This window comes from Blastococcus sp. KM273128, from assembly GCF_021698975.1.
Taxonomy (GTDB): Bacteria; Actinomycetota; Actinomycetes; order Mycobacteriales; family Geodermatophilaceae; genus Blastococcus.
In genome coordinates this window covers 23,826-49,151 of record NZ_SSXA01000012.1, presented here as the reverse complement: position 1 = coordinate 49,151, position 25,326 = coordinate 23,826, and the positions used below count along the sequence as shown (strand labels likewise).

General features: G+C 77.2%; 20 protein-coding genes. 7 read left to right on the top strand and 13 right to left on the bottom strand.

Annotated elements, in window-relative coordinates; translation table 11 throughout:
* Positions 1–1,191, top strand: a complete 1,191-nt coding sequence (locus E9529_RS05820) for an acyltransferase (RefSeq protein ID WP_236830178.1) — start codon at positions 1–3, stop codon at positions 1,189–1,191.
* Positions 1,192–1,198: 7 nt separating this feature from the next.
* On the opposite strand, the gene E9529_RS05815 is transcribed toward E9529_RS05820, so the two are convergent.
* From E9529_RS05815 to E9529_RS05805, 3 genes are all read right to left on the bottom strand, one after another.
* Entirely contained in the window at positions 1,199–5,398 is a 4,200-nt protein-coding gene (locus E9529_RS05815) for an alpha-(1->3)-arabinofuranosyltransferase family protein (protein ID WP_236830177.1), read from the bottom strand.
* Between the two features lie 38 nt (positions 5,399–5,436).
* Complete coding sequence (locus E9529_RS05810; protein WP_236830176.1) at positions 5,437–6,405, bottom strand: DUF3068 domain-containing protein; 969 nt, start codon at positions 6,403–6,405, stop codon at positions 5,437–5,439.
* A 280-nt stretch (positions 6,406–6,685) separates the two neighbouring features.
* Entirely contained in the window at positions 6,686–7,411 is a 726-nt protein-coding gene (locus E9529_RS05805) for a class I SAM-dependent methyltransferase (RefSeq protein WP_236830175.1), read from the bottom strand.
* 69 nt (positions 7,412–7,480) lie between these two features.
* On the opposite strand from E9529_RS05805, the gene E9529_RS05800 reads away from it, so the two are divergent.
* Positions 7,481–8,845, top strand: a complete 1,365-nt coding sequence (locus E9529_RS05800) for a glycosyltransferase family 4 protein (protein WP_236830174.1) — start codon at positions 7,481–7,483, stop codon at positions 8,843–8,845.
* Here E9529_RS05800 and E9529_RS05795 read toward each other — a convergent pair.
* A complete protein-coding gene (locus E9529_RS05795) occupies positions 8,737–10,473 on the bottom strand; it encodes a hypothetical protein (RefSeq protein WP_236830173.1) in 1,737 nt (578 codons plus the stop codon). The two genes, E9529_RS05800 and E9529_RS05795, sit on opposite strands and share 109 nt — an antisense overlap.
* A 67-nt stretch (positions 10,474–10,540) precedes the next feature.
* Between E9529_RS05795 and E9529_RS05790 the strand changes: the two genes are divergently transcribed.
* The 3 genes from E9529_RS05790 (at position 10,541) to E9529_RS05780 (ending at position 15,309) form a co-directional block, all read left to right on the top strand.
* Entirely contained in the window at positions 10,541–11,827 is a 1,287-nt protein-coding gene (locus E9529_RS05790) for a hypothetical protein (protein ID WP_236830172.1), read from the top strand.
* 127 nt (positions 11,828–11,954) lie between these two features.
* On the top strand, positions 11,955–12,356 hold the full coding sequence (locus tag E9529_RS05785) for a cupin domain-containing protein (RefSeq protein WP_236830171.1): 402 nt from the start codon (positions 11,955–11,957) through the stop codon (positions 12,354–12,356).
* Between the two features lie 106 nt (positions 12,357–12,462).
* On the top strand, positions 12,463–15,309 hold the full coding sequence (locus E9529_RS05780) for an FAD-binding and (Fe-S)-binding domain-containing protein (protein ID WP_236830170.1): 2,847 nt from the start codon (positions 12,463–12,465) through the stop codon (positions 15,307–15,309).
* Between the two features lie 11 nt (positions 15,310–15,320).
* Here the strand turns inward: E9529_RS05780 and E9529_RS05775 are convergent, their stop codons facing one another.
* The 9 genes from E9529_RS05775 to E9529_RS05735 form a co-directional block, all read right to left on the bottom strand.
* A complete protein-coding gene (locus E9529_RS05775) occupies positions 15,321–15,944 on the bottom strand; it encodes a GDSL-type esterase/lipase family protein (RefSeq protein ID WP_236830169.1) in 624 nt (207 codons plus the stop codon).
* Positions 15,945–16,034: 90 nt separating this feature from the next.
* Positions 16,035–16,802, bottom strand: a complete 768-nt coding sequence (locus E9529_RS05770) for a crotonase/enoyl-CoA hydratase family protein (protein WP_236830168.1) — start codon at positions 16,800–16,802, stop codon at positions 16,035–16,037.
* Between the two features lie 141 nt (positions 16,803–16,943).
* Complete coding sequence (gene fabG, locus E9529_RS05765) at positions 16,944–18,284, bottom strand: 3-oxoacyl-ACP reductase FabG (RefSeq protein ID WP_255708371.1); 1,341 nt, start codon at positions 18,282–18,284, stop codon at positions 16,944–16,946.
* A complete protein-coding gene (locus E9529_RS05760) occupies positions 18,281–19,576 on the bottom strand; it encodes an AI-2E family transporter (protein ID WP_236830166.1) in 1,296 nt (431 codons plus the stop codon). The genes fabG and E9529_RS05760 overlap by 4 nt, the downstream gene beginning before the upstream one ends.
* Before the next feature lie 50 nt (positions 19,577–19,626).
* The gene (locus E9529_RS05755; RefSeq protein WP_236830165.1) at positions 19,627–20,025 is read right to left on the bottom strand and encodes an ankyrin repeat domain-containing protein; all 399 of its coding nucleotides are present in this window, start codon (positions 20,023–20,025) and stop codon (positions 19,627–19,629) included.
* 133 nt (positions 20,026–20,158) lie between these two features.
* Positions 20,159–20,860, bottom strand: coding sequence for a dienelactone hydrolase family protein (locus tag E9529_RS05750; protein ID WP_236830164.1), 702 nt, complete (start codon positions 20,858–20,860; stop codon positions 20,159–20,161).
* A gap of 125 nt (positions 20,861–20,985) precedes the next feature.
* Positions 20,986–21,504, bottom strand: coding sequence for a hypothetical protein (locus E9529_RS05745; RefSeq protein ID WP_236830163.1), 519 nt, complete (start codon positions 21,502–21,504; stop codon positions 20,986–20,988).
* Positions 21,501–22,088 carry a SatD family protein gene (locus E9529_RS05740; protein ID WP_236830162.1) on the bottom strand — a complete coding sequence of 196 codons (588 nt, stop codon included), beginning with the start codon at positions 22,086–22,088 and terminating at the stop codon, positions 21,501–21,503. The genes E9529_RS05745 and E9529_RS05740 overlap by 4 nt, the downstream gene beginning before the upstream one ends.
* Positions 22,089–22,126: 38 nt before the next feature.
* On the bottom strand, positions 22,127–22,594 hold the full coding sequence (locus E9529_RS05735) for a PPOX class F420-dependent oxidoreductase (protein ID WP_236830161.1): 468 nt from the start codon (positions 22,592–22,594) through the stop codon (positions 22,127–22,129).
* An 88-nt stretch (positions 22,595–22,682) separates the two neighbouring features.
* Between E9529_RS05735 and E9529_RS05730 the strand changes: the two genes are divergently transcribed.
* Positions 22,683–23,999, top strand: a complete 1,317-nt coding sequence (locus E9529_RS05730) for an AI-2E family transporter (protein WP_236830160.1) — start codon at positions 22,683–22,685, stop codon at positions 23,997–23,999.
* A gap of 113 nt (positions 24,000–24,112) precedes the next feature.
* Complete coding sequence (locus E9529_RS05725) at positions 24,113–25,066, top strand: proteasome assembly chaperone family protein (protein WP_236830159.1); 954 nt, start codon at positions 24,113–24,115, stop codon at positions 25,064–25,066.
* Positions 25,067–25,326 lie beyond the last annotated feature (260 nt).

Here is a 25,326-nt window from a genome sequence, read left to right as displayed (position 1 = left end):
GTGCGCTACCCGGGCCTCAACGGTCTGCGGGCCCTCGCGGCGACCGCCGTCGTCACCACCCACGCGGCCTTCTGGACCGGCGCGTACACCGCCGACACGGTGGGCTACGCGCTGGCCCGGCTGGACGTCGGCGTCGCCGTCTTCTTCGCGCTCTCGGGCTTCCTGCTCTCCCAGCCGCTCCTGCGCGCCGCGGCCGAGGGGCGCCCGGCCCCGCGCACCGCTGCCTTCCTCTGGCGCCGCGCGCTGCGCATCCTGCCGGCGTACTGGGTGTGCGTGGTGGTCGCCGGGCTGTTCCTGCCCGGCAACCGGGAGATGGACGGCGGCGACTGGCTGCGCTTCCTCACCCTCACCCAGATCTACTCCCGCGACTGGCACGCCGACGGCCTGGACCACGCCTGGAGCCTGTGCACCGAGGTCTCCTTCTACGTCCTGCTCCCCGCGATCGTCGCCGGCCTGCTCCGGCTGTGCGGGGGGCGGTGGCGTCCCGGGCTCCTGCTCGTCGCGCTGGGAGCGGCCTCCCTCCTGGGCTTCGCCTGGTTCGCGTGGGCGGCCTCGGACCCCTACCTGCTCGGCTCGCTGACGCTGTGGCTGCCGGCCTACGCGTCGTGGTTCGGGGCCGGCATGGCGATCGCCGTGCTCTCCGTCGCCTCCCCCGACTGGGCGCCGGTGCGCCGGGCGCACGAGCTGGGTGGCAGCCCGTGGACGTGCTGGGGCGCGGCCGCGGCGCTGTTCTGGGTCGCCGCGGGGCCCTTCACCGGCCCCGTCGACCTCTCCTCGGCCCTGACCGCCGGGCAGGGGATCACCAAGCACGTGCTCTACACGGGGGTGGCCGCGCTGGCCCTCTGGCCCCTGGTGTTCGGCGACCAGGCGGCGGGCCGGGGGCGCCGCCTCCTCGCCAGCCGGCCGATGGACTGGCTCGGGGAGCGCTCCTACGGGCTGTTCCTCTTCCACATGCCGCTGCTGTTCGTGCTGTGGGACGTCTTCAGCCACCCCCTGGCGCTGGTGCTGCCCGTGACGTGGCTGGTCGCCGTCGCCGTCGCCGCGCTGGTCTACCGGGTGATCGAGCGACCGCTCGTGCAGCGCTTCCGGGACCTGGTGCCCGACCGCCCCGGCTCCCGGGACGGCAGCGCCGGCACCGGCGCGGGCGGCCACGCGGCCGGCGTCCCCGCGGGACCGGCCGCGCGCGGCTGACCCCGGCTCACGCCCTCCGGCGGCCCGCGAGCCGGGCCGGGAGCTCCCGCGGCGGACCGGGCAGCACCCCGGCGACGACGGCGGCGAGGGCGACCAGCGCGCACACCTGGCGCGCCGTCGAGGTGCCGTCCGGGGCCAGCAGCAGGAGCGCGCCCGAGGCACCCAGGGCACCGGCGGCCGCCGCGCCGAGGACCAGGTGGCGACGCCGGCCGGCCCACCGGCCGGCGAGGTAGGCGGCCGCGAGCACCCCGAGCCCGACCAGGCCGCCGGCCAGCGCGGTCCCCGCGACCGCCGCGAGCACCACCGCGGCCCCCGCCGCCCGGCTCCGCCCGGTCCCGGGTCGCGGCGTGCCAGCGCGCGTCGGCACGGCGGCGAGCGCGACGAGCAGCAGCGCCGCGCCCGCCCCGGCCGCGAGCGCCGTCCGGTAGGCGGTGCCCGGGCCGAAGTCGAGGGCGACCGTGCCGCCCGGACCTGCGGGCAGCACGTAGCCCTGCTGCCACCCGTCGACCGCGACCGCCTCCAGGGGCCGGCCGTCGAGCGTCGCGGTCCAGCCCGCGTTGGTGTTCTCGGGGACCACGAACAGCGTGCTCTCCGCGCGGGCGCCGACCTCGACCCGGCGGTGCTCGGCGTCCCAGCGCACCACGTCCGCGGCCCGGCGGTCGACCCCCTCGCCGCCCGCGCCGGGCCTGGTCAGCGTGGCCGCGTCCACGCTGAGGACGTCGGTGCTCGGTGCGACCAGCCGGTGCTCGCCCGCAGCGAGGTCGACGGGGCCCGCCTCGCCGCAGACGGCGAGCTGCAGCGGTTGCAACGAGGTGAGCGCACCGACCGTGGTGCGGGCGGTCGTCCGGAACGACGTCCCGCCCACGGTGACCTCGGGGCCCTCCCCGCACGGGATCTCGAGCGGCGTCCCGGCGTCGGGCGCGGGGTTCGGCGCCCCCACCTGCAGCTCGCTGACCCCCACGCCGAGCGGGTCGGTCGTGCGGCTGTAGGGATCGAACGACTCGAGCCCCAGCGGCTGCCGGAGGCCCACCCGCAGCCGGTCGGTGGTGACCGGGGCGAACCGGGCGGTGCCGTCGTCGTCGAGGGCGAGGAGCGCGGGCAGGCCGGCACCGGCCTCGACCGTCACCGCCGTCGGCACCGCGGCCGCCAGGCCCTCCCGGGTGACCACCCGCAGCGAGTCGACGGTGCGGGGCTCGCTCCACCGCAGCTCGAGCCAGGGCGCCCCGTCGGCCGGATCGGCGAGCCAGGCGGTGCGCGGGTCGCCGTCCAGGGCGGCCGCCGCGCTGCCGCGGGGGTCCTCGACGGCGCTGCTGCTCGCCGTCACCGCGACCCCGCCGCCCCGGGCCCCGGCGAGGAGCGCGTCGAGCGCCGGCCCGGGCCGCGGCACCGCCGTCACGGACAGCTCGTAGCGACCCGGCCGGGGCACGGTGAAGGCCCGGTCGAGCCCCTGCGGCTCCTCCGCCCCCGTGGGCAGCGCGGCACCGCAGCGGGGGCCGTCCGCGGCCTCCAGGCAGCCGGCGCGCCCGGGCCCGGAGGTGTCGAACGCGAAGGCGTCGACCGGCCCGTCCGCCTCCGGCGTGACGACGGTGCGGGTCACCGCGACGCCGGGCAGCTCCACCTCGGCCAGCGCCACGGCCCCGTCCGTGCCCGTGGACGGCGCGATGATGAGGGTGGAGGTGCGGCCCGGCGGCAGCGGTAGCTGCTGCGGCTGGTCGGTGCCGCGCACCGCCACGTCGAAGGCGCCGGCGTCGGTGGTGAGGCGGACCCGGGCCGGGAGCTCCGCCGCCGACGGGTCCAGGGTCACCGTGACCGTGCCGGCGAGGAACGGCTCGTCGGTCTCCAGCCGCCACCACAGCGACGCCGGCGCCGCCGCGTGCTCTGCGGGGCGCCACGCCGTCCGCGGGTCGCCGTCCACCGCCGCCCACGGCGAGGCGTCGGTTCGGGCGCCGCCGGCGGCACCCGGGTCGGAGGCGGAGCTCCCCGCGCTGGGCGTGCCACCGCCGTACCGGACGGTGCTGCGGGCCGGCCCCGCCACCGGGTAGTCGACTGCCGCACCGGCCAGCCGGAGCGGGTCCTCCGGCGCGAGCCCCGCGGACTCCGCGCCGGTCAGCCGGCCGAAGGTGCGCTCCCGCCGGACCAGGGCGTCGCTGACCAGGGTCGCGCCGGTCTCCCCCGCCGCCGGGCCGGCGCCCGCGAGCAGCGCCGGCCGGCCGTCGAGCAGCCCCTGCTCCTCCAGCGCCACCACCGCGTCCGGGCCGCCGTGCACCGTGACGGCGTCGGACAGCGGCGCGGTCCAGGCCGGCGGCGCCGGATCGGTCACGGTGAAGACCTGCACCGCCGGGGCGGGCTCCTGGAGCCCGGCGTCGAAACGCATGCCGGCGGACGGCGTCTCGGCGGGGTGGTCGGGGCCGAAGCCGGCCTCCAGCTCGATGCCCGGTGAGCCGAGCAGCGCCTGGCGCAGCAGCGCCGGGCGGGTCGCCCCGGCGGGCCCGGCGTCGAGGTCGTTGCGCAGCACCACGTGCGAGATCCCGGCCCGGGCGAGGGCCCGGGCCAGCCCGGCCGATCCGGCGCCGCGGGCCAGCCGCTCCTCCACCGCGTCGAGGAGCCGGATGTGCCCGGGTGGGGTCAGCGGGATCGCGCTGCGCACCTCCCACGGGGACCGCGCCAGCGCCTGCAGGGGCTCGTCGCCGGTGGACCCCCACGCGTACGTGGCGAACGACGACCCCGGGACCAGCAGCGCCCGTCCGCTCGGTTGGGCGGCGGCGAGGTGGTCCGCCGTCTCCTGCCAGTACGAGGGGATCGCCGCGAACGTGCCCTGCGGCGCCATGCGGCCGGCCAGCGCCGGCGACGTCGTCGCCAGCAGCGCCAGGGCGAGCAGCGCGAGGACGGCGCGCGCCCCCTCCCGGCCGGGCCGTCCGGGCCACAACGGGTGCCCGGGAGCGGTGGCCGGGTGCTCGCGCGCCCGGCGGAGCAGCACGGCGAGGAGGTGGGCCAGCCCGAGGGCCAGCGGCAACCGGAGGACCGGCTCGAACTTGTGCACGTTCCGGAGCGGGGCGAGCACGCCGTCCAGGGCCTCGTGCAGCCGGCCGGCGAGCAGCCCGTCGACGGCGGCGACGTGGCCGAGGGAGACGAGCACGACGCCGGCGAGCAGCCCGAGCACCAGCCAGGTGCGCTCCGGCAGCCCCCGGCGGGTGAGCGCGACCAGCCCTGCGGCGGCGAGGACGACCGTGGCGGCGACGGGGAGCGCGTCCCGCGCCAGCGCCCACCCCGCCGGCCAGTAGGGGCCGGTGGGCGTCGCCAGGTAGGGGACCCAGTGGGTGGCCCCGCGCAGGACCGTCGTCAGGTCGGTCGGTGCCGTGGTCGTGGCGGCGGTCTCGATGAAGTCGAGGAACGGCGGGCTGTACCGCCCCAGGATCAGCAGGGGCACGGCCCACCAGCTGGTCGCCAGCGCGACCGCGCCCAGCCACCAGGCCACCAGCCGCCGGCGGAAGGGCCCCGGCGGCCGGGTGAGGAGGTACAGCACCGGCAGCGGCAGGACGGCGGCGGTGGCGACCGCGTTCACCCCGCCGACGCACAGCACGGCGAGGCCGGAGAAGGCCGCCGCGCGGCGCGCCGAGCCGTGCCGCCCGGCCCCGACGAGAGGGAGCAGCACCCACGGCGCGAGCGCCATCGGGAGCACCTCGATGCTGACCGCGCCCAGCAGCGAGACCATCCGGGGCGCGAGGGCGTAGGCCAGGCCGGCCAGCAGCGCGGTGCCGGGCGTGCCGATGCCCAGCCGCCGGGCCAGGAGGACCACACCCAGGAACGCGGTGCACAGCAGCAGCGCCCACCAGAGCCGCTGCACCAGCCACGGCGGGATGCCCGCGCCCTGGCCGAGGGCGAAGAACGGCCCCATGGGGAACAGGTAGCCGTAGGCCTGGTTCTGCACCTGGCCCGCGAACCCCTCGGGCTCCCACAGCTGCAGCGCCCGGGACAGGAAGCCGACCGGGTCCGTGTAGAGGTCGAGCTTGGTGTCGGCCACCAGTCGGCCGGGCGACTGGGCGAGCGCGAGCGCGGTCAGCGCCGCGCACACCGCGGCCAGGCGGACCCGCCAGACAAGCCGGCTGCCGCCGCCGCGTGCGGCACCCGGCGCAGGTGCCGGGTCCGGGGAGCGCGCGGAGCCCGCCGGGGAGGACCCGGCGGGCTCGCGCGCGAGGGTGGTGGCCATGGGTGCACCGGCGGGGAGGGCCGCCCCTCCCCGGCCGGTCAGCGGCCGGTGGCCGCCCGGGAGCCGCCGGCGTGCGCGGCCCGGTCCCCGCGCCGGTCGCGGGCCACCAGCACGACGCCGCCCACGACCAGCAGCAGCCCGATCCCGCCGACGGCCAGGGGCACGGTCTGCTGGATGAGGGTGATCCGGTCGCGGTTCTCCTCGGCGCGCTGCACGCCCGCGGCGACGGTCTCCTCGGTGCCGCTGAAGGTGCCGGCCAGCATCGTGACGCCGGTCGTGCCGTCGGGCCCGCGGAGCACGGTGTTCGGCGACTCCGACGCGGTGACGACGACGCCGCTGGTCGGCTCCACCCACACGGTGCGCTCGTTGCTGTAGACCACCTCGGCCGGGACGGTGCCGGCCTCGGGGTCGCCCACCAGCGCGCCGGGGACGTCGGTCTCGCGGATGACCGTCTCGGGGACGGTCGTGACGAACTTGTAGACCTCGAGCCCCTCCATCTCCTCGACGCCCTGGAAGCGGGCGGGGAACGACATGCCCGTGGTCGGGTTGAACAGCTCGTAGTCGCGCTGCTCGGTGCCGAAGGGGAAGGTGAGGGTGAGCCCCTCGACGTCCTTGCTGCGGTCGTCGTCGACGTGGTCGGAGCCGCACTCGACGGCGACGGCCTCGGTGCGGTCCAGGCACACCCGGTAGGTGGAGGCGTTCAGCAGCGTCCCGTCGGCGTCGTTCACCGTCGAGCCGAAGCTCCAGACGGCGACGTCGTCGCCGGCGTCCTCGGACCCCGGGTCGCCCTGCACGCGCTGCTGCACCTCGGCCTCCAGGCCGCGCAGCTGGCGCATCTCCCCGAGGTCGAAGAAGCTCACGCCGGTGCCCGAGGCGGTGGGCGCCGCCGTCTGGTCCAGCGGCAGCTTGACCATCGTGGGCGCCAGGATCAGCCGGACGGAGAGCGCCGCGGCGATGAGGAACGCCCCCGCACCCAGCAACACCAGCCCGAGAACGCGTCCTCGCATGCGGTTGGCTCCTCTGCATCGGCGCGACGGCTCCACCGGCGTCGCGGCGCGGCAACACTACTGACCAGTAGCCGAAAGGTGAACACCGGCTGGTACGAAGGGGTACCACTCCTCCGCGATGCGGGATACCGGGCGGTACCGGCGCGCTCCCCCGCTCACCCGTCCGGGCGACGCCGCGGCCCGGTAACCAGCCGTACCAGGAGCGGCGGGCCGCCCGGCCAGGCCGCCGGTAACCGCCGTTACCGGCGACTGGTGGACCGCGCCGGGGCGCGACCCGGAGCTAGCGGCGGCGCATCACGACGACCAGGTTCCAGCAGACGACCTCCCGCAGCAGCGGCACGGCCACGACCCAGCGCGCCCACCACGGGTGGTAGCGCGGGTAGGCCGCGACGACGTCGACGTCCGGGCAGCGCCGGGCCCACCGCAGCGCGGCCCCGACGGACACCGGGAAGAGCGACTCGCCGAAGCGGTTCTTGGGCTCCCGGCCCTCGCGGCGCCGGTACCGGCGCCGCGCCCGGTGCCCGCCGAGGTAGTGCCAGGGGCCGGTCTCGTGCCCGCCGTGCGGGGACCACCACGGGGTGAAGGACAGGTAGACGGTCCCTCCCGGCCTGGTCACGCGCACCATCTCGGCCGCCATCGCCCACGGGTGCGCGACGTGCTCGAGCACGTTCGACGAGTAGCAGACGTCGACGCTCGCGCTGCGGACCGGCAGCGCCTCCCCGCTCCCCCGGACCGTCCCGGGCTCGGGCTCCCCCCGGGCGACGAGCTCACCGGCGTCGGGCTCCAGCCCCACGTAGCGGGCCCCGGCCGCGCGGAACGCCGCGGCGAAGTAGCCCGGCCCGCCGCCGACGTCGAGCAGCAGCGCACCGTCCAGCGGGACGTGCTCGGCGAGCTGGCGCGCCGAGTCGGCCGCGAGCACGCCGTAGAACAGATCCGGCTCGCTCTGCTCCCGGAGAAAGGCGCGGAACAGCGAGATCGACCGCGACATCGTCGCCGAACGTGCCATTGTCGGAAAACCGTCCTAAGCGGTGAACGGGCTGGTGGAGTTCTTGTTACCCGGCGGTAGTGTCGCCTGATGCTCTCGCGTCCGGCGCAGATCGACGTCTTGTTCGTCAACTGGAGGGACGCCAGCCACCCCGAGGGCGGGGGGTCCGAACGCTACGTGCACCGGATCGCCGAACGGCTGGCGGCCGCCGGCCTGCGGGTGCGGCTCTTCTGCGCCGCGCACGACCTCGCGCCGGCCGCCGAGACGGTGCGCGGGGTGGAGGTCGTCCGCCGCGGCGGGCGCTTCACGGTCTACCCGCAGGCGCTGCGGCACGTCCGGCGCACCCGGCCGGCCCTCGTCGTGGACGTCCAGAACGGGCTGCCGTTCGCCAGCCCGCTCGTCCGGCGCGGTCCGGTCGTCAACCTGGTCCACCACGTGCACCGGGAGCAGTGGCCGATCGTCTTCGGCCGCATCGGCGGCGCCGTCGGGTGGTGGCTGGAGTCCGTGGTCGCGCCGCGGCTGTACCGGCGCAGCCGCTACGTGACGGTGTCGGGCGCGACGGCCGCGGAGCTGGCGACCCTCGGGGTGGCGGCCGAGCGGGTGACCGTGGTGCCCAACGGCGTCGACCCCGTGCCGACGGTCCGCGCCGCGCCCGACCCGCAGCCGCACCTGGTGGTGCTGGGCCGGCTGGTCCCGCACAAGCGCGTGGAGCACGCCATCGAGGTCCTCGCCCGGCTCCGGCCCCGCTGGCCGGGGCTCCGGCTGTCGGTCGTCGGTGACGGCTGGTGGCGGGAAGAGCTGGTCGCCGCGGCCGAGCGGCTCGGCGTCCGGGAGCACGTGGAGTTCCACGGCTTCGTCGACGAGCAGGCCAAGCACGAGTCGCTGGCCCGGGCCTGGGTGCACCTGTGCCCGTCGGTCAAGGAGGGCTGGGGCCTGGTGGTGACCGAGGCCGGCGGGCACCGGGTGCCGACGGTCGGCTACCGGTCGGCCGGCGGCCTGCGCGAGTCCGTCGTCGACGGGCGGACGGGGGTGCTCGTCGACGACCTCGAGGGGATGGTGGCGGCCGTGGAGCGGCTGCTCGCCGACGGGGAGACCCGCCGCCGGATGGGCGAGGCCGCCGCCGGCCACGCGGAGCGGTTCAGCTGGGACGCGAGCGTCCGGGGCTTCGCCGGGGTGCTGTCGGCGGCCCTGCGGGGGTCAGCGGGTGCCGTAGTCGAGGACGTCGACCTGCTGGCCGGCCTGCTCGAGGGAGTTGTCGGGGTCGACGGCGGCGGAGACCCCGGCGACCGCGGCGACGGCGAGACCGGCGCCGCCACCCATGGCGATCAGAACGGCGATCAGGGTCTTCATCGGGAGGCTCGCTTCCGCAGGAGTCGACGACGGCCCGTCACGGTAGATGCCGCGGCGAAGATCCACAACACCGCTCCCACGCAGACGCCGAGCGCCACCCCGTGAGCCGCCACCACGGCGGTCACCCGGACGGGCGACGGCCCGGGCGCCGGCCGGGCGCCGGGCACCCGGTGCAGCCGCAGGTCCGCCCCGTCCACGACCACGGGCAGGCTCCCGACCGCCGCCGGCACGGCGCGGCCGGGCGTCCCGCGCTCCACCAGCACCCAGCCGACGCCGAGGGCGGCGAGCGCCCGCGGGTCGCCGGCGGCCGCGGCCACCGCGCGCGCCCGCCGGTCCTCCCCCGCCACCGCCCGGCCGCCGACCACCAGCGCGTCGTCGGTGACCGCGGGCAGCGGCAGCCAGCGCGGCGCGGGGTCCAGCTGCGGGCGGCCGTCGTTCCAGCCGAACGCGCGGTAGGCGCCGAACGGCAGCACCAGGACGTCGCCGGTCCCCTCGGCGCCGTCGAGCGCGTCCCGCACGCGCTGCCAGTCGGCCGGGTAGGCGACCGGCTGCAGCCGCCCGCCCACGCCCCAGGCCAGGTCGGGCAGGGCGACCAGCGGCAGCACGACCAGCACCCCGGCCGTGGCGGCGGCCGCCGCCGCCCCGCCGCGCGAGCGCACGGCGCCCACCAGGCGCCGGGTGCCCAGCCCGGCGCCGACGGCCAGCACCAGCGCCCACCAGGCCGTCCACTTGTGCCCGTCGCGCAGCAGCCCCGCCCCGGGCAGTTGCGCGACGGCCTGCGCGAGGAGGCTGTCCAGCACCGGCAGGGTGCCGGCGGCCGCGAGCAGCAGCCCGCCCGCCGCCAGCCCGAGCAGCCCGCGAGCCGGGTGGGTCAGCACCTCCCGCCGCGCCCAGCCGGCGACGGCGACCGCCACGAGCAGCGCGGTGAGCAGCGGTGCGAGCACCGAGGTCCGGCTGCCGGGGACGGCCCCGGCGTTCCAGATCCCGCCGGTCCCGAGCAGGGCCGGCAGGGTCCCGCCCCAGTTCTCCGCGCGCGCCGCGAACGCCGCCACGCCGGCGGGGTCCGAGGCCCCGCCCGCGGGGTGCAGCACCCCGGCGACGAGCCACGGCAGCGAGAGCAGCAGCAGCCCGCCGCCGGCGGGGAGCAGCCGCTCCCGGCCGACCAGCACGAGCACCACGCCCGCGGCGAGCAGGGCGCCCGTCGGGGAGAGGGCCGCGGGCACGCAGACCAGCAGCAGCCGGGGCAGCGCACCCGGCGCACCGCCGCGCACCCGCAGCGACTCCCGGGCGATCCAGGGCAGCGCGGCGTAGGCGAGCAGCAGCGTCCAGTGCCCCATGAGCAGCCGCTCGGCGAGGTAGGGGCTCCACCCGTAGACCAGCCCCGCGACGGCGCCCGCCGCCCCGCGCCGGCCGTCGTCGCCGGGGGGCACCAGCCGCGCCGCGCCGAGGACCGCGGCGAACACCGTGCCCAGCAGCACCGCCTTCTGCACGAGGTCGCCGGGGACCACGGCGGTCAGCACGCCCATGACGGCGTCCACCGGCACGGCGCGCGGCAGCGTCCCGCCGAGCCCCAGCGCGTCCGCGTCGAGGTCCTGCCGCGGGACGAACACCATGTCGCGGAGGAGCACGAAGCCGGGGGCCAGCGCCGGGCCGGTGACCAGCAGCGCCGCCGCCAGCGCGAGCAGCCGGGCCGGCCACGGCGCCGCGTCCGGCCGGGTCCACCGCTGGTCCACGTGGCCTCGTCCCCCTGTCCTGGCATCCCCGCGCCGGGTGCCGGGCGGACGAGCGCAGGGTAAGGGGGTGCACGCGGTGGAACCGGGCAACCGCCCGCCGGAGGACGCGGCGGCGTCGCAGCCGCGCGCCCTCGGGTCCGCGGCGCTGGTGTCCGTGGCGTTCCTGGGCGCCAACGCGCTCGCGTACGTGTTCACCGTGCTCGCCGCCCGGCTGCTCGCCCCGGCCGCCTACGGCGAGCTCGCCGCGCTGCTCGGCGTGGTGCTCGTCGGCTCGGTGCCCGGCACCGGCGTCCAGACGACGGCGGCGCTGCTGCTGGGCGGGCGGGACGGCGACCGGCGGACGACCGGCCGGCTGCACGCCACCGCGCTGGCCGTGGGGCTGGGCGTGAGCGCCGTGGCGCTGGCCCTGGTCCCCGTGCTCGTCGCGCTCCTGCACCTCCCCACCGCGGGCGCGGCGGTATGGCTGGCCCTGCTGCTGCTCCCGCAGACCGTGGCCGTCGGGTACCAGGGGCTGCTGCAGGGCGCCGGGCGCTTCCGCCGGCTCGCCGTCCTGACCGTGGCCTTCGGCGCCGGCAAGCTGACCGGCGGGCTCGCCGGGCTGCTCGTCGCCGGCAGCCCGGCGGGCGCCCTCGCCGGCATGACCGCCGGGGCCGCGCTCACCGCCGCCGGTGGGTGGGTGGCCGCGGGCCGGCCGGGGCTGGTGCGCGGCCTGCGCCGGCCGCTCGCGGCGTCGCTGCGCGCGGCCGGGGCGCTGCTGGGCCTGGTCGTGCTGCTCAACCTTGACCTGCTGCTGGCCCGCCACCACCTCCCCGGCGCGGCCAGCGGCGAGTACGCCGTCGCCTCGATCGTCGCCAAGGTCGCGTTCTGGCTGCCGCAGGGCATCGGGGTGGTGCTGCTCCCCCGGCTGGCCGACGCCGCCGGACGGCACCGGGTGCTGCCCTCGGCCCTCGGCGCCGTGGCCGCCGTCGGCGCGCTGCTGACCGCGGGCACCGCGGCGCTGGGCGGGGCCGCCCTCCCGCTCGTCGGTGGGGCGGCCTACGGCGCCGCGCTGGGCTCGGCCGCCTGGCTGTTCGCCGCGCTGGGCACGCTGCTGGCTTTGGCCCAGCTGCTGCTGTTCTCGGGGATCGCCGCCGCCGACCGGCTCGCCGGCGCGGCGGTGTGGGCGGCCGCCGCCCTGGAGGTGGCCGTGGCGACCGGCCTCGCCGCGACCGGGCGACTCACCCTGCTCTCCCTGGTCGCCACCGCGCTGATCACCGCCCTGCTGCTGGTCGGGGTCGGCCTGCTGCGGCTGCGCCGGGCCCGCGCCGTGCCCGCGGTGACCGCCGGCGGGGTGGTGCCGGCCCCCAGGGCGTGATCGACACCGCTGGCCCGGGGACGACTACTCCCGGCCCGGACCGGGCAGGAGCAGGCCCGTCACCGGCCGGCGCCCCGCGCCCGGCCGGCCGCAGCCGCCCGTCCCCGAGACGAGAGGAGCGCCGTCCATGGCGTCCGTCATCCACTACACGATCGCGACCGAGGCCGAGAAGAGCCCCGACTTCCGCCGGGTCCTCTGGACCGGGAAGAACACCCAGCTGGTCATCATGACCATCCCGCCGGGCGGGGAGATCGGCGAGGAGACGCACGAGGACATCGACCAGATCCTCACCTTCGTCAGCGGCATCGGGAAGGCCGTCATCTCGGGCAGCGAGAAGAACGTGGCCCAGGGCGACCTGGTGGTCGTGCCCGCCGGCACGAAGCACAACTTCCTCAACACCGGCGAGAACCCGCTGGTCCTGTACACCGTCTACGGCCCGCCGGAGCACGCCGACGGCGCGGTGCACAAGACCAAGGAAGAGGCCGACGAGGCCGAGGAGTCGGGCCAGGACGAGCCGCCGGCGTCCTGACCGGCGCACCCCCTCCGGCCGTGGCCGGGCACCCGATGGTGCCCGGCCACGGCCGTCCCGGGGGCCGGGCGCGCCGGGCCGGGAGGGGGGAGCCAGACTCGGCACCATGAGCGCACCGGCCGCGGACACGACGACGCGCACCGACGACGGGCGGGCGGTGGTGGCCGAGCTCCGCCGCGCCGGCATCGCCGACGTCGACGACTCGGGGCTGGCCCGCGCCCTGTACTCCTCCGACGCGTCGCTGTACCGCGTCCTCCCCCGGGCCGTGGTCCGGCCACGCCACCCCGACGAGATCGTGGCGGCGCTGGACGTGTGCCGCTCGCTCGGGGTGCCGCTGACCGCCCGCGGCGCGGGGACCTCGATCGCGGGCAACGCCGTGGGCACCGGCGTGGTGCTGGACACCAGCCGCCACCTCAACCGGGTGCACGGCATCGACGCCGAGGCCCGGACGGCGACGGTCGACCCCGGCGTGGTCCAGGCGGCGCTGCAGACCGCCGCCCGGCCGCACGGGCTGCGCTTCGGCCCCGACCCGAGCACGCACAACCGCTGCACGATCGGCGGGATGATCGGCAACAACGCCTGCGGCTCCCGGGCGCTGGGCTACGGCCGGACGTCGGACAACGTCGTGGGGCTGGACGTCGTCACCGGCAGCGGGGCCCGCCTGCGGCTGGGCCCGGGCACCGAGCCCGTGCCCGGGGTCCTCGAGGACCTGCACCGGCTGGTCGCCGGGCACCTCGCCACCGTCCGCACGGAGCTCGGCACCTTCGGCCGGCAGGTGTCGGGCTACTCGCTGGAGCACCTGCTGCCCGAGCGCGGGTTCGACGTGGCCCGGGCGCTGGTGGGCAGCGAGGGCACCCTCGCCGTCGTCCTCGGGGCCACCGTGCGCCTGGTCGCCGACGCCCCGGTCCGCGGCCTGGTCGTGCTGGGCTACCCGAGCATGGCCGATGCCGCGGACGCCACCCCCGGTCTGCTGCCCCACGAGCCGACCGCGGTGGAGGGGCTGGACCAGCGGATCGTGCAGCGGCTGCGCGACGTGCCCGCCGCCGTCGTCCCCGAGCTGCCGCGGGGCGACGGGTGGCTGATCGTGGAGCTGACCGGCGAGACCGTCGGCGAGGTGCAGGCCAAGGCGCAGGGGGTGCTGGCCGACGCCGGCGCGCTGGACTCCCTCGTCGTCACCGACCCGGCGCACGCCGCGGCCATCTGGCGGATCCGGGAGGACGGCGCGGGGCTGGCGAACCGGACCTCCGACGGCCGCCCGGCGCACGCCGGCTGGGAGGACGCCGCGGTCCCGGTCGAGAAGCTCGGCGAGTACCTGCGCGGCTTCGAGGCGCTGCTCGACGGCCACGGCCTGCAGGGCGTGCCCTACGGGCACTTCGGCGACGGCTGCGTGCACGTGCGGATCGACTTCCCGTTCGATGCCGGCGCCGACCGCGGCCGCGCGGCCTACCGGTCCTTCGTCGAGGACGCCGCCCGGCTGGTGGCCGGCTACGGCGGGTCGCTCTCCGGCGAGCACGGCGACGGGCGGGCGCGCAGCGAGCTGCTGCCGCACATGTACTCCCCCGCCGCGCTGGACCTCTTCGCCCGGGTCAAGGCGGTGTTCGACCCCGCCGACGTGCTCAACCCCGGCGTGCTGGTCCGCCCCGCGCCCCTGGACGAGGACGTCCGCATCGCCGCCGCGCCGCGGCTGACGGAGGGCCTGGCGCTGGCCTACCGGCACGACGGCGGCGACTTCTCGGCCGCCGTGCACCGCTGCACCGGCGTCGGCAAGTGCCGGGCCGACCTGCAGTCCACCGGCGCGGTCATGTGCCCCTCGTGGCCGGCCACGAGGGAGGAGAAGGACACCACCCGCGGCCGCGCCCGGGTGCTGCAGGAGATGCTCGCCCCGGGCGGCCCGGTGCGCGACTGGCGCGCGCCGGAGGTGCACGAGGCGCTGGACCTGTGCCTCTCCTGCAAGGGCTGCTCCTCGGACTGCCCGACCGGCGTGGACATGGCCTCCTACAAGGCCGAGGTGCTGCACCAGTCCTACCGGCGGCGGCTGCGGCCCCGCTCGCACTACACGCTGGGCCGGCTGCCGTTCTGGTCCGACCTGGTGGCCCGGGCCCCGCGCCTGGTCAACGCGATGCTCGGCTCCGCGCTGGTGGGGTCGGTGGCCAAGTGGGGCGCGGGGATCGACCAGCGGCGCCCGGTGCCGGCGTTCGCCCCGCGTACCTTCCGGCAGCAGTGGGCCCAGCGCCCCGCGGCCGGCGGCGGGCAGCGGGTCGCGCTCTGGGTGGACTCGTTCACCGACCACTTCGCCCCCGAGGTCGCGCACGCCGCCGCGCGGGTGCTGGAGGACGCCGGCTACCGCGTGGAGGTGCCCGGCGCCGACACCTGCTGCGGGCTCACCTGGATCACCACCGGCCAGCTCGACGCCGCCCGCCGCATCCTCGGCGGCACGGTGCGCGCCCTCGCCCCGCTCGCGGCCGCCGGCGTCCCCGTCGTCGGCGTGGAGCCCTCCTGCACCGCGGTGCTGCGCGCGGAGGCGCTCGAGCTCGTCGGCGGGCCGGAGGCCGAGCAGGTGGCGGCCGCCACCCGCACCCTCGCCGAGCTGCTCCGCGACACCCGCGGCTGGACGCCGCCGTCGCTGGAGGGCGTGGAGATCGTCGCCCAGCCGCACTGCCACCACGCATCGGTGCTGGGCTGGTCGGCCGACGCCCGGCTGCTCCAGCGGGCCGGCGCGCGGGTCACCCGGCTCGGCGGCTGCTGCGGGCTGGCCGGCAACTGGGGCGTCGAGCGGGGCCACCACGACGTGTCGGTCGCCGTCGCCGAGCAGCAGCTGCTGCCCGCCGTCCGCGACCTCCCCGACGACGCCGTCGTCCTGGCCGACGGCTTCTCCTGCCGCACCCAGCTCGACCAGCTCGCCGGCCGGCGCGGGCGGCACCTCGCCGAGCTGCTGGCCGAGCGGCTGGGCTGAGCCCGGGCCGCTCAGGCGGCGGCGTCGTCCCGCCGGGCGCGGGCGGCGGCGAGCACGAAGGGGGCGAGCACCTCGGCGATGCGCGCGTAGCCGGCCGAGGAGGGGTGGAAGCGGTCGGCGGAGAACAGCGCCGGGTCGGCCGAGAAGGCGCGCGCCACCTCCGCCGCGACCGGCGCCACCGTGGCGCCGCCGGTGAGGGCGACGTGCGCCTGCCGCTGCTGGAGCACCGCGCAGGCGCCCCGCACCAGCGCGCGCAGGGCCGGCGGGACGAAGGGCACCATCGACATGTCCGGCGCCGGCACGACGACGACGTCGGTGCCGGCGGCCCGCAGCGCGGTCACCGCGGCCGCGAGCGCGGCCGCGGCCTGCTCGGCCGGCTCGAAGCGGGCCAGGTCGTTGGCGCCGACGACGACGACGGCGAGGTCGGCCCCCAGCGGCAGCGCACGGCGGACCTGGTCGGCCAGCCCGGCGGAGACGGCACCCGGGACGGCGAGGACGTGCAGGTCGACGTCGAACCCGTCCCCGCCCAGCGCCCGGGCCAGCCGGGGTCCCAGGGCGTCGGCCGGGCGGGCGGCACCGGTGCCGAAGCCGAGGGAGTCACCGAGCACGAGCAGCCGGAGGGCGGAGCGGTCCACGTCTGGTCAACGACGCGGACCGCCCCGCTATGCCGGTCCCGCGCTCGGTGCACCGGCGCCCGGAGCTGCTCCTCGGCCAGCCGCTGGCTGTCAGCGGCCGCGCCACACCGGTGGGCGGCGCTCGGCGAAGGCGGTGGAGCCCTCGCGGGCGTCCTCGGAGCCGAACACCGGCCGGACGACCTGCTCCTGCATATCCCACGCCTCCCCGGCCGGCCACGCCGGTGACTCGAGGACGACCTGCTTGGTGGCGGCGACCGCGAGCGGGCCGTTGGCGGCGATGACCTCCGCGAGCGCCACCGCGGCGTCCAGCGCACCGCCGTCGTCGACCACGCGGTTGACCAGCCCGACGGCGGCGGCGCGCCCGGCGTCGATGGGCTCGCCGGTGAGCAGCAGCTCCAGCGCGACCGCGCGCGGCACCCGCTGCGGCAGCAGCAGGGCGGCGCCGCCGGCGGCGACCAGGGAGCGCTTCACCTCGGGCACGCCGAACCGGGCGCCCCGGCCGGCCACCACGAGGTCGCAGGCCAGCACCAGCTCGAAGCCGCCGGCCAGGGCCCAGCCCTCGACCGCCGCGACGAGGGGCTTGCGCGGCGGCGTGCGGGTGATGCCGCACAGCCCGCGGCCCTCGATGGACGGGCTCTCGCCGCGCAGGAAGGCCTTGAGGTCCATCCCGGAGGAGAAGGTGCCGCCTGCCCCGCTGAGCACCCCGGCCCGCAGGTCGCCGTCGGCGTCGAGCTCGTCGACCGCGGCGGCGACGGCCCGGGCGACGGCGCCGTCGAGGGCGTTGCGCGCCTCCGGCCGGTTGATCGTGATGACCTGCACCGCACCGCGGCGCTCGACGAGGACGGACTGCTCGGGCACGGATCTCCTCCTGGAACGGTGCGGGTGCGGCGCGGGCCGGGCCGCCGCTCAGGCAGCCCGGCCCGCGGTGACGTGCTGGAACGGCCCCGCTGCAGGGCCCCGCGGCGCGCGGAGCGTGCCGTGGGGGGCAGCGGGGTCCTTCTAGGCCTTCGGGCCGCCGGCGGCGTAGACGACCTGGCCGGAGACGAAGCCGGCGCCCTCGCTCACGAAGAACGACACCAGGTGGGCGATGTCCTCGGGCTTGCCGGTGCGGGCCACCGGGATCTGCGAGGCGGCGCCCTTGATGAAGTCGTCGAACGGGATGCCCATGCGGTCGGCCGTCGCCTTGGTCATCTCGGTCTCGATGAAGCCCGGGGCGATCGCGTTGGCGGTGACGCCGAACTTGCCCAGCTCGATGGCGAGGGTCTTGGTGAAGCCCTGCAGGCCCGCCTTCGCCGTCGAGTAGTTGGCCTGGCCGCGGTTGCCCAGCGCCGAGGTGCTGGACAGGTTGACGATCCGGCCCCACTTGGCGTCGATCATGTGCTTCTGGGCGGCGCGGGTCATCAGGAAGGCGCCCTTGAGGTGCACGTTCATGACGATGTCCCAGTCGGAGTCGGACATCTTGAACAGCATGTTGTCGCGGAGCACGCCCGCGTTGTTGACCAGCACGGTGGGCGGGCCGAGCTCGGTCACGATCCGCTCGATCGCGGCCTCGACCTGGGCGGTGTCGCTCACGTCGGCGCCGACGGCCAGGGCGCGGCCACCGGCGGCCTCGATCGCCTCGACGGTGCCCTTGGCCGAGCCCTCGTCCAGGTCCAGGACGGCGACGGCGAACCCGTCGGCGGCCAGCCGCTGGGCGGTGGCGGCGCCGATGCCGCGGGCCGCGCCGGTCACGATGGCCACGCGGGGAGCCGTGGTGCCTGCCTCGGTCATGTCGTTCCCTTCGTCTCGGATGCCTGCGGTCGCCGGGGCGGTCGGCCCCGGCGCGCGGCGAGCTGCGCCCGACACGTTACGGCTGCCGGTTGCGGCCGCCGTCACACGGTCCGCCGCACCCGGGAGCGCCGCCGATGGCGCAGGGGCGGGGCGGACGACGTCCACGCGGTCGAAGCCCTCGCCGGCCGACGGCGGCACGAACCGCGCCCGGGTGGCATGGATCCCGACCAGGGGGATCCGGGCGCGGCCGGTGCGGGCGTCGTTGCGGGCGAGGCACACCCCCGGCGGGGTGTCCAGCCACACCGCGCGCACCGGCACGCCGGCCGCGTGGCCCAGGGCGACCAGCGCCGCCCGGTCCTCCGGCGCGGGGTGGGTGTTGTCGACGACGACGCTCCGCCCGGCGCCCAGCAGCTCGGCGACCAGGCGCTGCTGACGGGCCTCGCGGCGCCGGGCGTTGGGCCAGTGGTCCTTGCTCACCACCGCGTGGGTGCCGGCCAGGTGCGCCGCCACCCAGGTGCTCTTGCCCGAGCCCTGGAGGCCGACGAGGACGACGAGTTCCTGCGCGGTCAGGTCCGCCCCGCCGGGGCCGGCTCCTCCTCCGCGTCGGCGGCCGCCGACCGGCGGGAGGGGTGGTGGTGCAGCCTCCGCATCGACGCCAGAGCGGCGTGCCGGTCGGCCATCCGCCGCCGCGCCCGGACGGTGCGCGGGGCCCGCGGCTCCTCGCGGAGCAACGCGTCCAGCCAGTGGCCGCGCGGGTCGACGTCGACCATGAGCGCCTTGACCAGCAGCGTGAGCGGGATGGCCAGCAGCGCACCCAGCGCTCCGAGGACCCAGCCCCAGAAGAGCAGCGCCACGAAGGTCACCGTCATCGACAGGCCGACGGAGTCCCCGACGAAGCGCGGCTGGATGAGCGTCTGCACGACGAAGTTCAGCAGCGAGTAGACGACCAGGATCGCGACGAAGTCGCCCCAGCCGCCGGCGAGCAGCCCCAGCACGGCCGGCGGCGCCACGCCCAGCAGGAACCCGATGTTGGGCACGTAGTTGGTGATGAAGGCGAGCAGGCCCCACAGCGGGGCCGCGGGCACGTCGAGCAGCGCGAGCGCGATCGTGTCGCCCACCGCCACGATCGCCCCGAACACCGTGCTCACCAGCAGGTAGCTGCGGGTGCCGCGGGTGAACAGGCCCAGGGCCACCGGCAGGTGCGGGCGCTCGGCGCCGATGAGCGCCAGCCGCCGGCCGAACCCGCTGCTCTCGATGGCCATGAAGACCAGCGCCGAGAGCAGGAGCACCAGCGTGGTCGCCGCGTCGGTGAGCCGGCTCAGCAGGTCGGTGGCCAGCCCGACCAGCGAGCCGTAGTCGATCTGCTGGACGAGGTCGGACAGCTGACCGGAGACTATGCCCCGGCTGTTCAGGTCCGTCACGACGTCGTTGATCAGCACCTGGGCCTGGTCGGCGTAGTCCGGCAGGAGGGCGGCGAACTGGGCGACCGAGGCCACCAGCAGGGCGACGAAGGCGAGCAGCACCGCCCACACGAGCAGCAGCAGCACCGTGGTGGCCAGCCAGCGCGGGGCGCCCAGGCGGCGCAGCCAGCGCTGCACCGGGGTGAGCGCGATGACGACGACGAGGGCGAGGAACACCGGCGCCACGAGCCACGCGACCGCCTGCAGGCCGGCGATGGCGACGGTGGCCGCGGCCGCGCCGCCCACCAGCAGCAGCCAGCGCGGCACCCCCGGCTCGGGCGCGGGCAGGGGAACGGCGGCCTCGGCCCCGGCGGGCTGGGACCCGCCGTCCGGACCCGCCTCCTGCTCCTGCGGCCCGGCCGGCGGCGGACCGGTCTCGGGCAGGTCACGACGTACTGGCACGCCCGTCTCCCCCTCCGTCACCCGTGGCCGCACCGGTTGCGCCGGGGCCGTCAGGCCCGGCTGCCCAGGAGCTCGGTCATGGCGGGCAGGTCGAAGAACGCCGCGGTCTCGCGGGCGCTGGGCCCGCCGGCGTCGGGGTCGGCGCCCGCGGCGAGCAGCAGGCGGACGGTCTCGGCGGACTGCTTGAACACCGCGGCGGCCAGCGCCGTCTGCCCGCGGTCGTTGGCCCGGCCGTGGTCGGCGCCGCGGTCGAGCAGGGCCGCCACCGTGCCGCTGTGCCCGTGGTACGCCGCCAGGACCAGCAGGGTGTCGCCCTTGTCGTTGGTGAGGTTCACCGGCACGCCGGCGTCGAGGTAGGCGGCGAGCTCCTCGGTGTGCCCGCCGCGGGCGAGGTCGAAGACCCGCCCGGCGAGCTCGATGACTCCGGGATCGATCGGCTGGCCGCTCACCCGCCCCAGGGTAGGAGACCACCGGCGCGCGGGGCCGGACGCCGCCCGATCCGCGTCGCACCGGGCTCCACCGGCACCGGCCTGCCCCGGAACTCGCAGCGGCGGCTCGGTCACCGCCCGCCGGCGGGGGCGCTCACGGCCGGGCCACGCGTTCGACCAGAGCCAGCACCCGTTCCCACGCATCGCGGCAGGCCTCGGCCCACTCGCCGTGGGCGCGGTCGAAGAAGGAGTGCGGCGCCCCGCCGTAGACGGTGACGTCGACCTCGGCCCCCGCCGCGCGCAACCGGTCGGCCAGGGCGAGCTGCTCGGCCACCGGGGTGACGGTGTCGGCGCCGGCGACCAGCAGCACCGTGGGCAGGTGCGCCCGGTCGGCGGCGTCGCCCACCAGCGCCGGGCGGCCGTAGAAGCCGACGCACCCCGCCAGGTCCAGGTCGCCGCCGGCCAGCCGCCACGCGTGGCTGCCGCCGAAGCAGAAGCCGACCACCACCACCGGCAGCTTCGCGCCGGCCCGCTCGCGCAGGTGGGCGACGGCGGCGGTGACGTCGGCGTCGATGCCCTCGTGGGTCGTGCGCGGTACGTGGGCCTGCCAGTCGAAGCCCTCCGGCCGGACCCCGCCCTCGCACACCCCCGCGGTCCGGCCGAACCAGTCGATCGCCACGGCGGCCAGGCCCGCCTCGGCGAACCGCTCGGCCAGGGCGACGTAGTAGGGGTGCAGCCCCCGGATGTCCGGCAGGACCACCACCCCTGCCCGCGGGGACCCGCCGGGGAGCGCGGTCGCAGCCGAGACCGCGGTCCCGTCGGCCGACGTCAGCGTGCCGGTGGTGCGTTCACCCACCGGGCCGGTGCGCGGCGGCGCCGGCGGCCGGCTGCCCTGGTCGTGGCACACGGGCTCCCCCTCGATCGGTTCACGACGACGCCGGACGCCATCCTCGCCGTCCCGCTCTCCTCCCGCTCGTCGCGTCAGCCGCGGAGCAGCACCGCGACGCCCACGCAGGCGGCTGCCCACAGCCCGCTGGCCAGGGTGCCGACGATGAACCGCTCGGCCGCCGCTGGAGCGCGGAGCTCGGAGAACCGGCCCAGCCCCTTGACGGCGAGGACGACGGCGAGCCCCTCCGGCCAGCCGACCAGGAGCGTGGCGGCGATCGCGCCCCGCTCGAGCACGCCGATCCACGCGCCACCCCGGAGGATGTCGGGGTCCTGCGGCCCTCCGGAGACCCCGGTGGCGGCGGGATCGGCGGCGTGCAGCACCGCCGTCGCCACCGGCCCGCCACCGGTGACGGCGGCCAGCGCGGCGAGCGCCGCACCGGCCTGCGCCATCCCGGCTGTGCCCTCGGCCGGCCAGGCGACGGCGGCGGCGACCGCGAGCGACCCGACGAGCGCCACGGCGCCGGCGGCACCGGTCCCCCGCTCCCCGCGGAGGGCGAGGACCAGCCCGGCGAGACCGACCAGGCCGAGCAGGAGCAGGACGGCGGCGCTCATCCCGCCGCCCGCTGCAGGAGCCGGGCGGCGGTCGGCCGCAGCTCGCGCTCGAGCTCCCAGGAGGCGGCCCCCAGGCGCTGGCCCACCGCCTGCCGCGAGATGCCCAGGGCGGCGGCCGCCTCGGCCTGCGTGCGCCCGTCCTCGACCAGTTCGATCGCCTCCCACGCCTGCTCGCTGCGGCGGCCGACCAGCACCGCCAGCGCGCCGAGCACGGCCTGCGCGTCGGCGGCGTCGGCCGCCACCGCCCCCCGGACGGCCAGGTGCACGGAGCGCTGCTTGGCCGCGTCGACGGCGCGCCGGGCGCAGAGGAAGGCCGGCCCGGCCGCGGCCCGCGTGCTCTGCGGCAGCGGCTGCTGGGCCGCGCCGGCGCCGATCCCGATGCTCCACCCGCCCAGCCGCACCAGGCGCAGCGCGACGTCGACGGCCGCCTCGGGCTCGCCGAGCACCCCCTGGAACTCGTCGCCCGCCGTCCGTTCGAAGGCCAGCACCGTCCCGACGTCGGCGTTGAGCTGCGCCAGGACGTCGGCGACCCGGTCCGGCTCGCGCCGGCTCCCCCGCTGGTCGACCGTCAGCACGTACACCATCGGGAAAGCCTGACACCTTTCATCGCGTAGAGCAAGGCTCAGAGCTTGTCGGCCATCCCGGCGGGGAAGCCACCGGTCGCGATCGGGCCCCAGGAGTCCACGGTGACCCGCAGCAGCGCCTTGCCCTGGCGCTCCATGGCGGTGCGGTACTCGGCCCAGTCGGGGTGCTCACCGCTGATCGACCGGTAGTACTCGACCAGCGGCTCCAGCGCCTCGGGCAGGTCGAGCACCTCCGCCCGGCCGTCGAGCTGCACCCAGGGACCGTCCCACTCGTCGGAGAGCACGCACAGCGAGACGGCGGGGTCGCGCCGCGCGTTGACCACCTTGGCCCGCTGCGGGTAGGTGGAGACGACGACCCGCCCCTCGCCGTCCACCCCGCAGGTCACCGGCGAGAGCTGGGGGCCGCCCTCCCGCCGGCGGGTGAGCAGCACCGCGCGGTGGCGGGGGCGGAGGAACTCCAGGAGGGCTTCCCGGTCGACCCGGTCAGCGGTCGCGATCTTCGGCATGCGGGCACGCTACGACGCGGGTGTGATGATCGTTTCCTACCCGGTCGGCCGCGTGCATCTGTGTTGAGATCGCTGCATGAGGATCCGCTTGCCCGGTCGCACGGACCCGCCGCCGGACGAGACGCCCGACGACGTCGAGCCCGACCAGCCCACGCCGGACGCCGGCGTCCAGCCGGCCACGCACGCCCCCGCGCCCACCGACGAGCGCGGCGAGCGCATGCGGCGGGCGAGCCGGGCGGTGGCCGTCGCCTCGGCCGAGCTGCTGCTGGTCGCCGGCGGCGTCATCGTCCTCGGCTACGTGCTGGGCAAGCTGTGGGTCGTGCTGCTGCCGGTGGTGCTGGGGCTGCTCTTCACCACGGTGCTGTGGCCGCCGACCCGGTTCCTGCGCAACCACGGCTGGCCCTCGGCCCTCGCCGCGCTCACCGTCCTGCTCACCTTCTTCGCCGCCTTCGCCGGGATCATCGCGCTGATCGCGCCGCCCGTCGTCCAGCAGGTCGAGGAGCTCGCCGACGGGGTGAGCGTCGGGCTGGAGCAGCTGCAGGACTGGCTGACCGGGCCCCCGTTCAACCTGGGCGAGGAGCAGATCGGCAACGCGGTCGACCAGGCCATCAACACCATCCAGGGCAACGCGCAGAACATCGCGCAGTACGCCGTCACCGGCGCCACGGCGATCGGCGGCGCGTTGATCAACCTGGTGCTGGCGCTGGTGCTCACCTTCTTCTTCCTGAAGGACGGGCCCCGCTGGGTGCCGTGGCTCGCCGCGCAGACCGGCCCGCCCGCCGCGCCGCACGTGGCCGCGCTCTCCTACAAGACCTGGTCGACGCTGTCGGAGTTCATCCGCCAGCAGGCGCTCGTGGGCTTCTTCGATGCCTTCTTCATCGCCCTGGGGCTGTGGATCCTCGGCGTGCCCCTGGTGCTGCCGCTGGCCGTGCTGACCTTCTTCGGCGCGTTCATCCCGATCATCGGTGCGTTCGTCGCCGGCGGTTTCGCGGTGCTGATCGCGCTGGTCGACAGCGGCTTCACCACCGCCCTGATCGTGCTCGGGATCGTGATCCTGGTGCAGCAGATCGAGGGCAACATCCTGCAGCCGATCCTTCAGGGCCGGGGGCTGAACCTGCACGCCGCCGTGGTCATCCTCGCCGTGACCGCGGGTGCCAGCCTGGCCGGCATCATCGGCGCCTTCCTCGCCGTCCCGGTGACCGCGCTCATCGCCGTCGCCTACCGCTACGGGCGCGACCAGCTGGACGGGAAGTCCCCGGAGGTGCTGCCAGACGGCACCCGGGCGCAGATCGTCCCCGACGAGACCGGCGCCCACCTGACCCACGAGCCGGTCGCCCCGGCGCAGGAGGGGGACGCCGAGCCGCAGCCCGGCGAGGGCGACCGGGAGGAGCGCGCCACCCGCTGAGCCACCCGACCGGGCGGCCCGCGAGCGGGCGGGAATGCCGCGGGCCGCCCGGAGGCTCTACCGGGAGGCGTGACGCGCCGTCACACCGGACCACCCGACACAGGAGGTGCCCCGTGGCCCAGCGACCGGAGGACCTGGTCGAGCTGCTCCCCGCGGCCGAGCCGTTCCTCACCCGCGAGGCCGCCGTCGGCGACCCGGCCGGGCGCCGGGGGCTCGTGCTCGTGCACGACCTCGCCGGTGACTTCGACGCCGCCTCCGCCGGCACGCTGGCCGGCGCGCACCTGCTGGCCTCGCTGCCGCACGAGGTGATCGCCCGCTTGGACGCCGACAGCCTCGTCGACTACCGGGCCCGCCGCCCGCGGATGACGTTCAACGCCGACCGCTACGAGTCGTTCACCTCGCCGGAGATCCAGCTCTACGCCGTGGAGGACGACGCGGGCGAGGAGTTCCTCCTGCTGCACGGCGCCGAGCCCGACTACGCGTGGGAGCGGTTCGCCGCGGCCGTCGGCGGCCTGGTGGAGCGGCTGGGGGTCACCTCGGTCGCGGCGTTGCAGGCGATCCCGATGCCGGTGCCCCACACCCGGCCGGTCACCGTCACCGCGCACGCGACACGGCGGCAGCTGATCGAGTCCTATCCGGTGTACTGGGGCGAGATGCGCATCCCGGGGAGCGTCTCGGCGCTGCTGGAGCTGCGCATGGGCGAAGCCGGGGTGGACGCCTTCGGCGTGGCTGCGCACGTGCCGCACTACCTGGCGCAGGCCACCTACCCCGCCGCGTCGCTCACGCTGCTCGAGCACCTGGAGCGGCTGACCGGGCTCCGCCTGCCCACCGAGTCGCTCCGCGAGGCCGCTGAGCTGCACCGCACCGAGGTCGACGCCCAGATCGCGCGGTCGGCGGACAACGTCGCCGTCGTCGCCGCCCTGGAGGAGCAGTACGACTCCTTCACCGCCGCCCGCGAGGGCACCGACCTGCTCGGCGGCGCCGGCGAGGTGCCCAGCGCGGAGGAGATCGGCGCCGAGTTCGAGCGCTTCCTCGCCGACCAGGACCGCCGCGGCCCCCGCGACTGACCCCCTCCCCCGCTGGGATCAGGTCCCCTGATCATCGCGCGTCCTCCCTCGCGGTGGGCGGTGCGGGAGGACGCGCTGCGGTGAGGGAAGACGCCGCCCCGGGCCCGTCCCGACCCGGCGGTTTGCGGCCGGCACCGCGCCCGCCGGGTACCGGGGGACGACGCACAGCGGGCCGCGACCGGATGATCCGGTCGCGGCCCGCTGGCGTCCCCGGCGCCTGGCCCCGCCGCGAGTGGGAGCGGCGGGGGGCACCGGGTCCT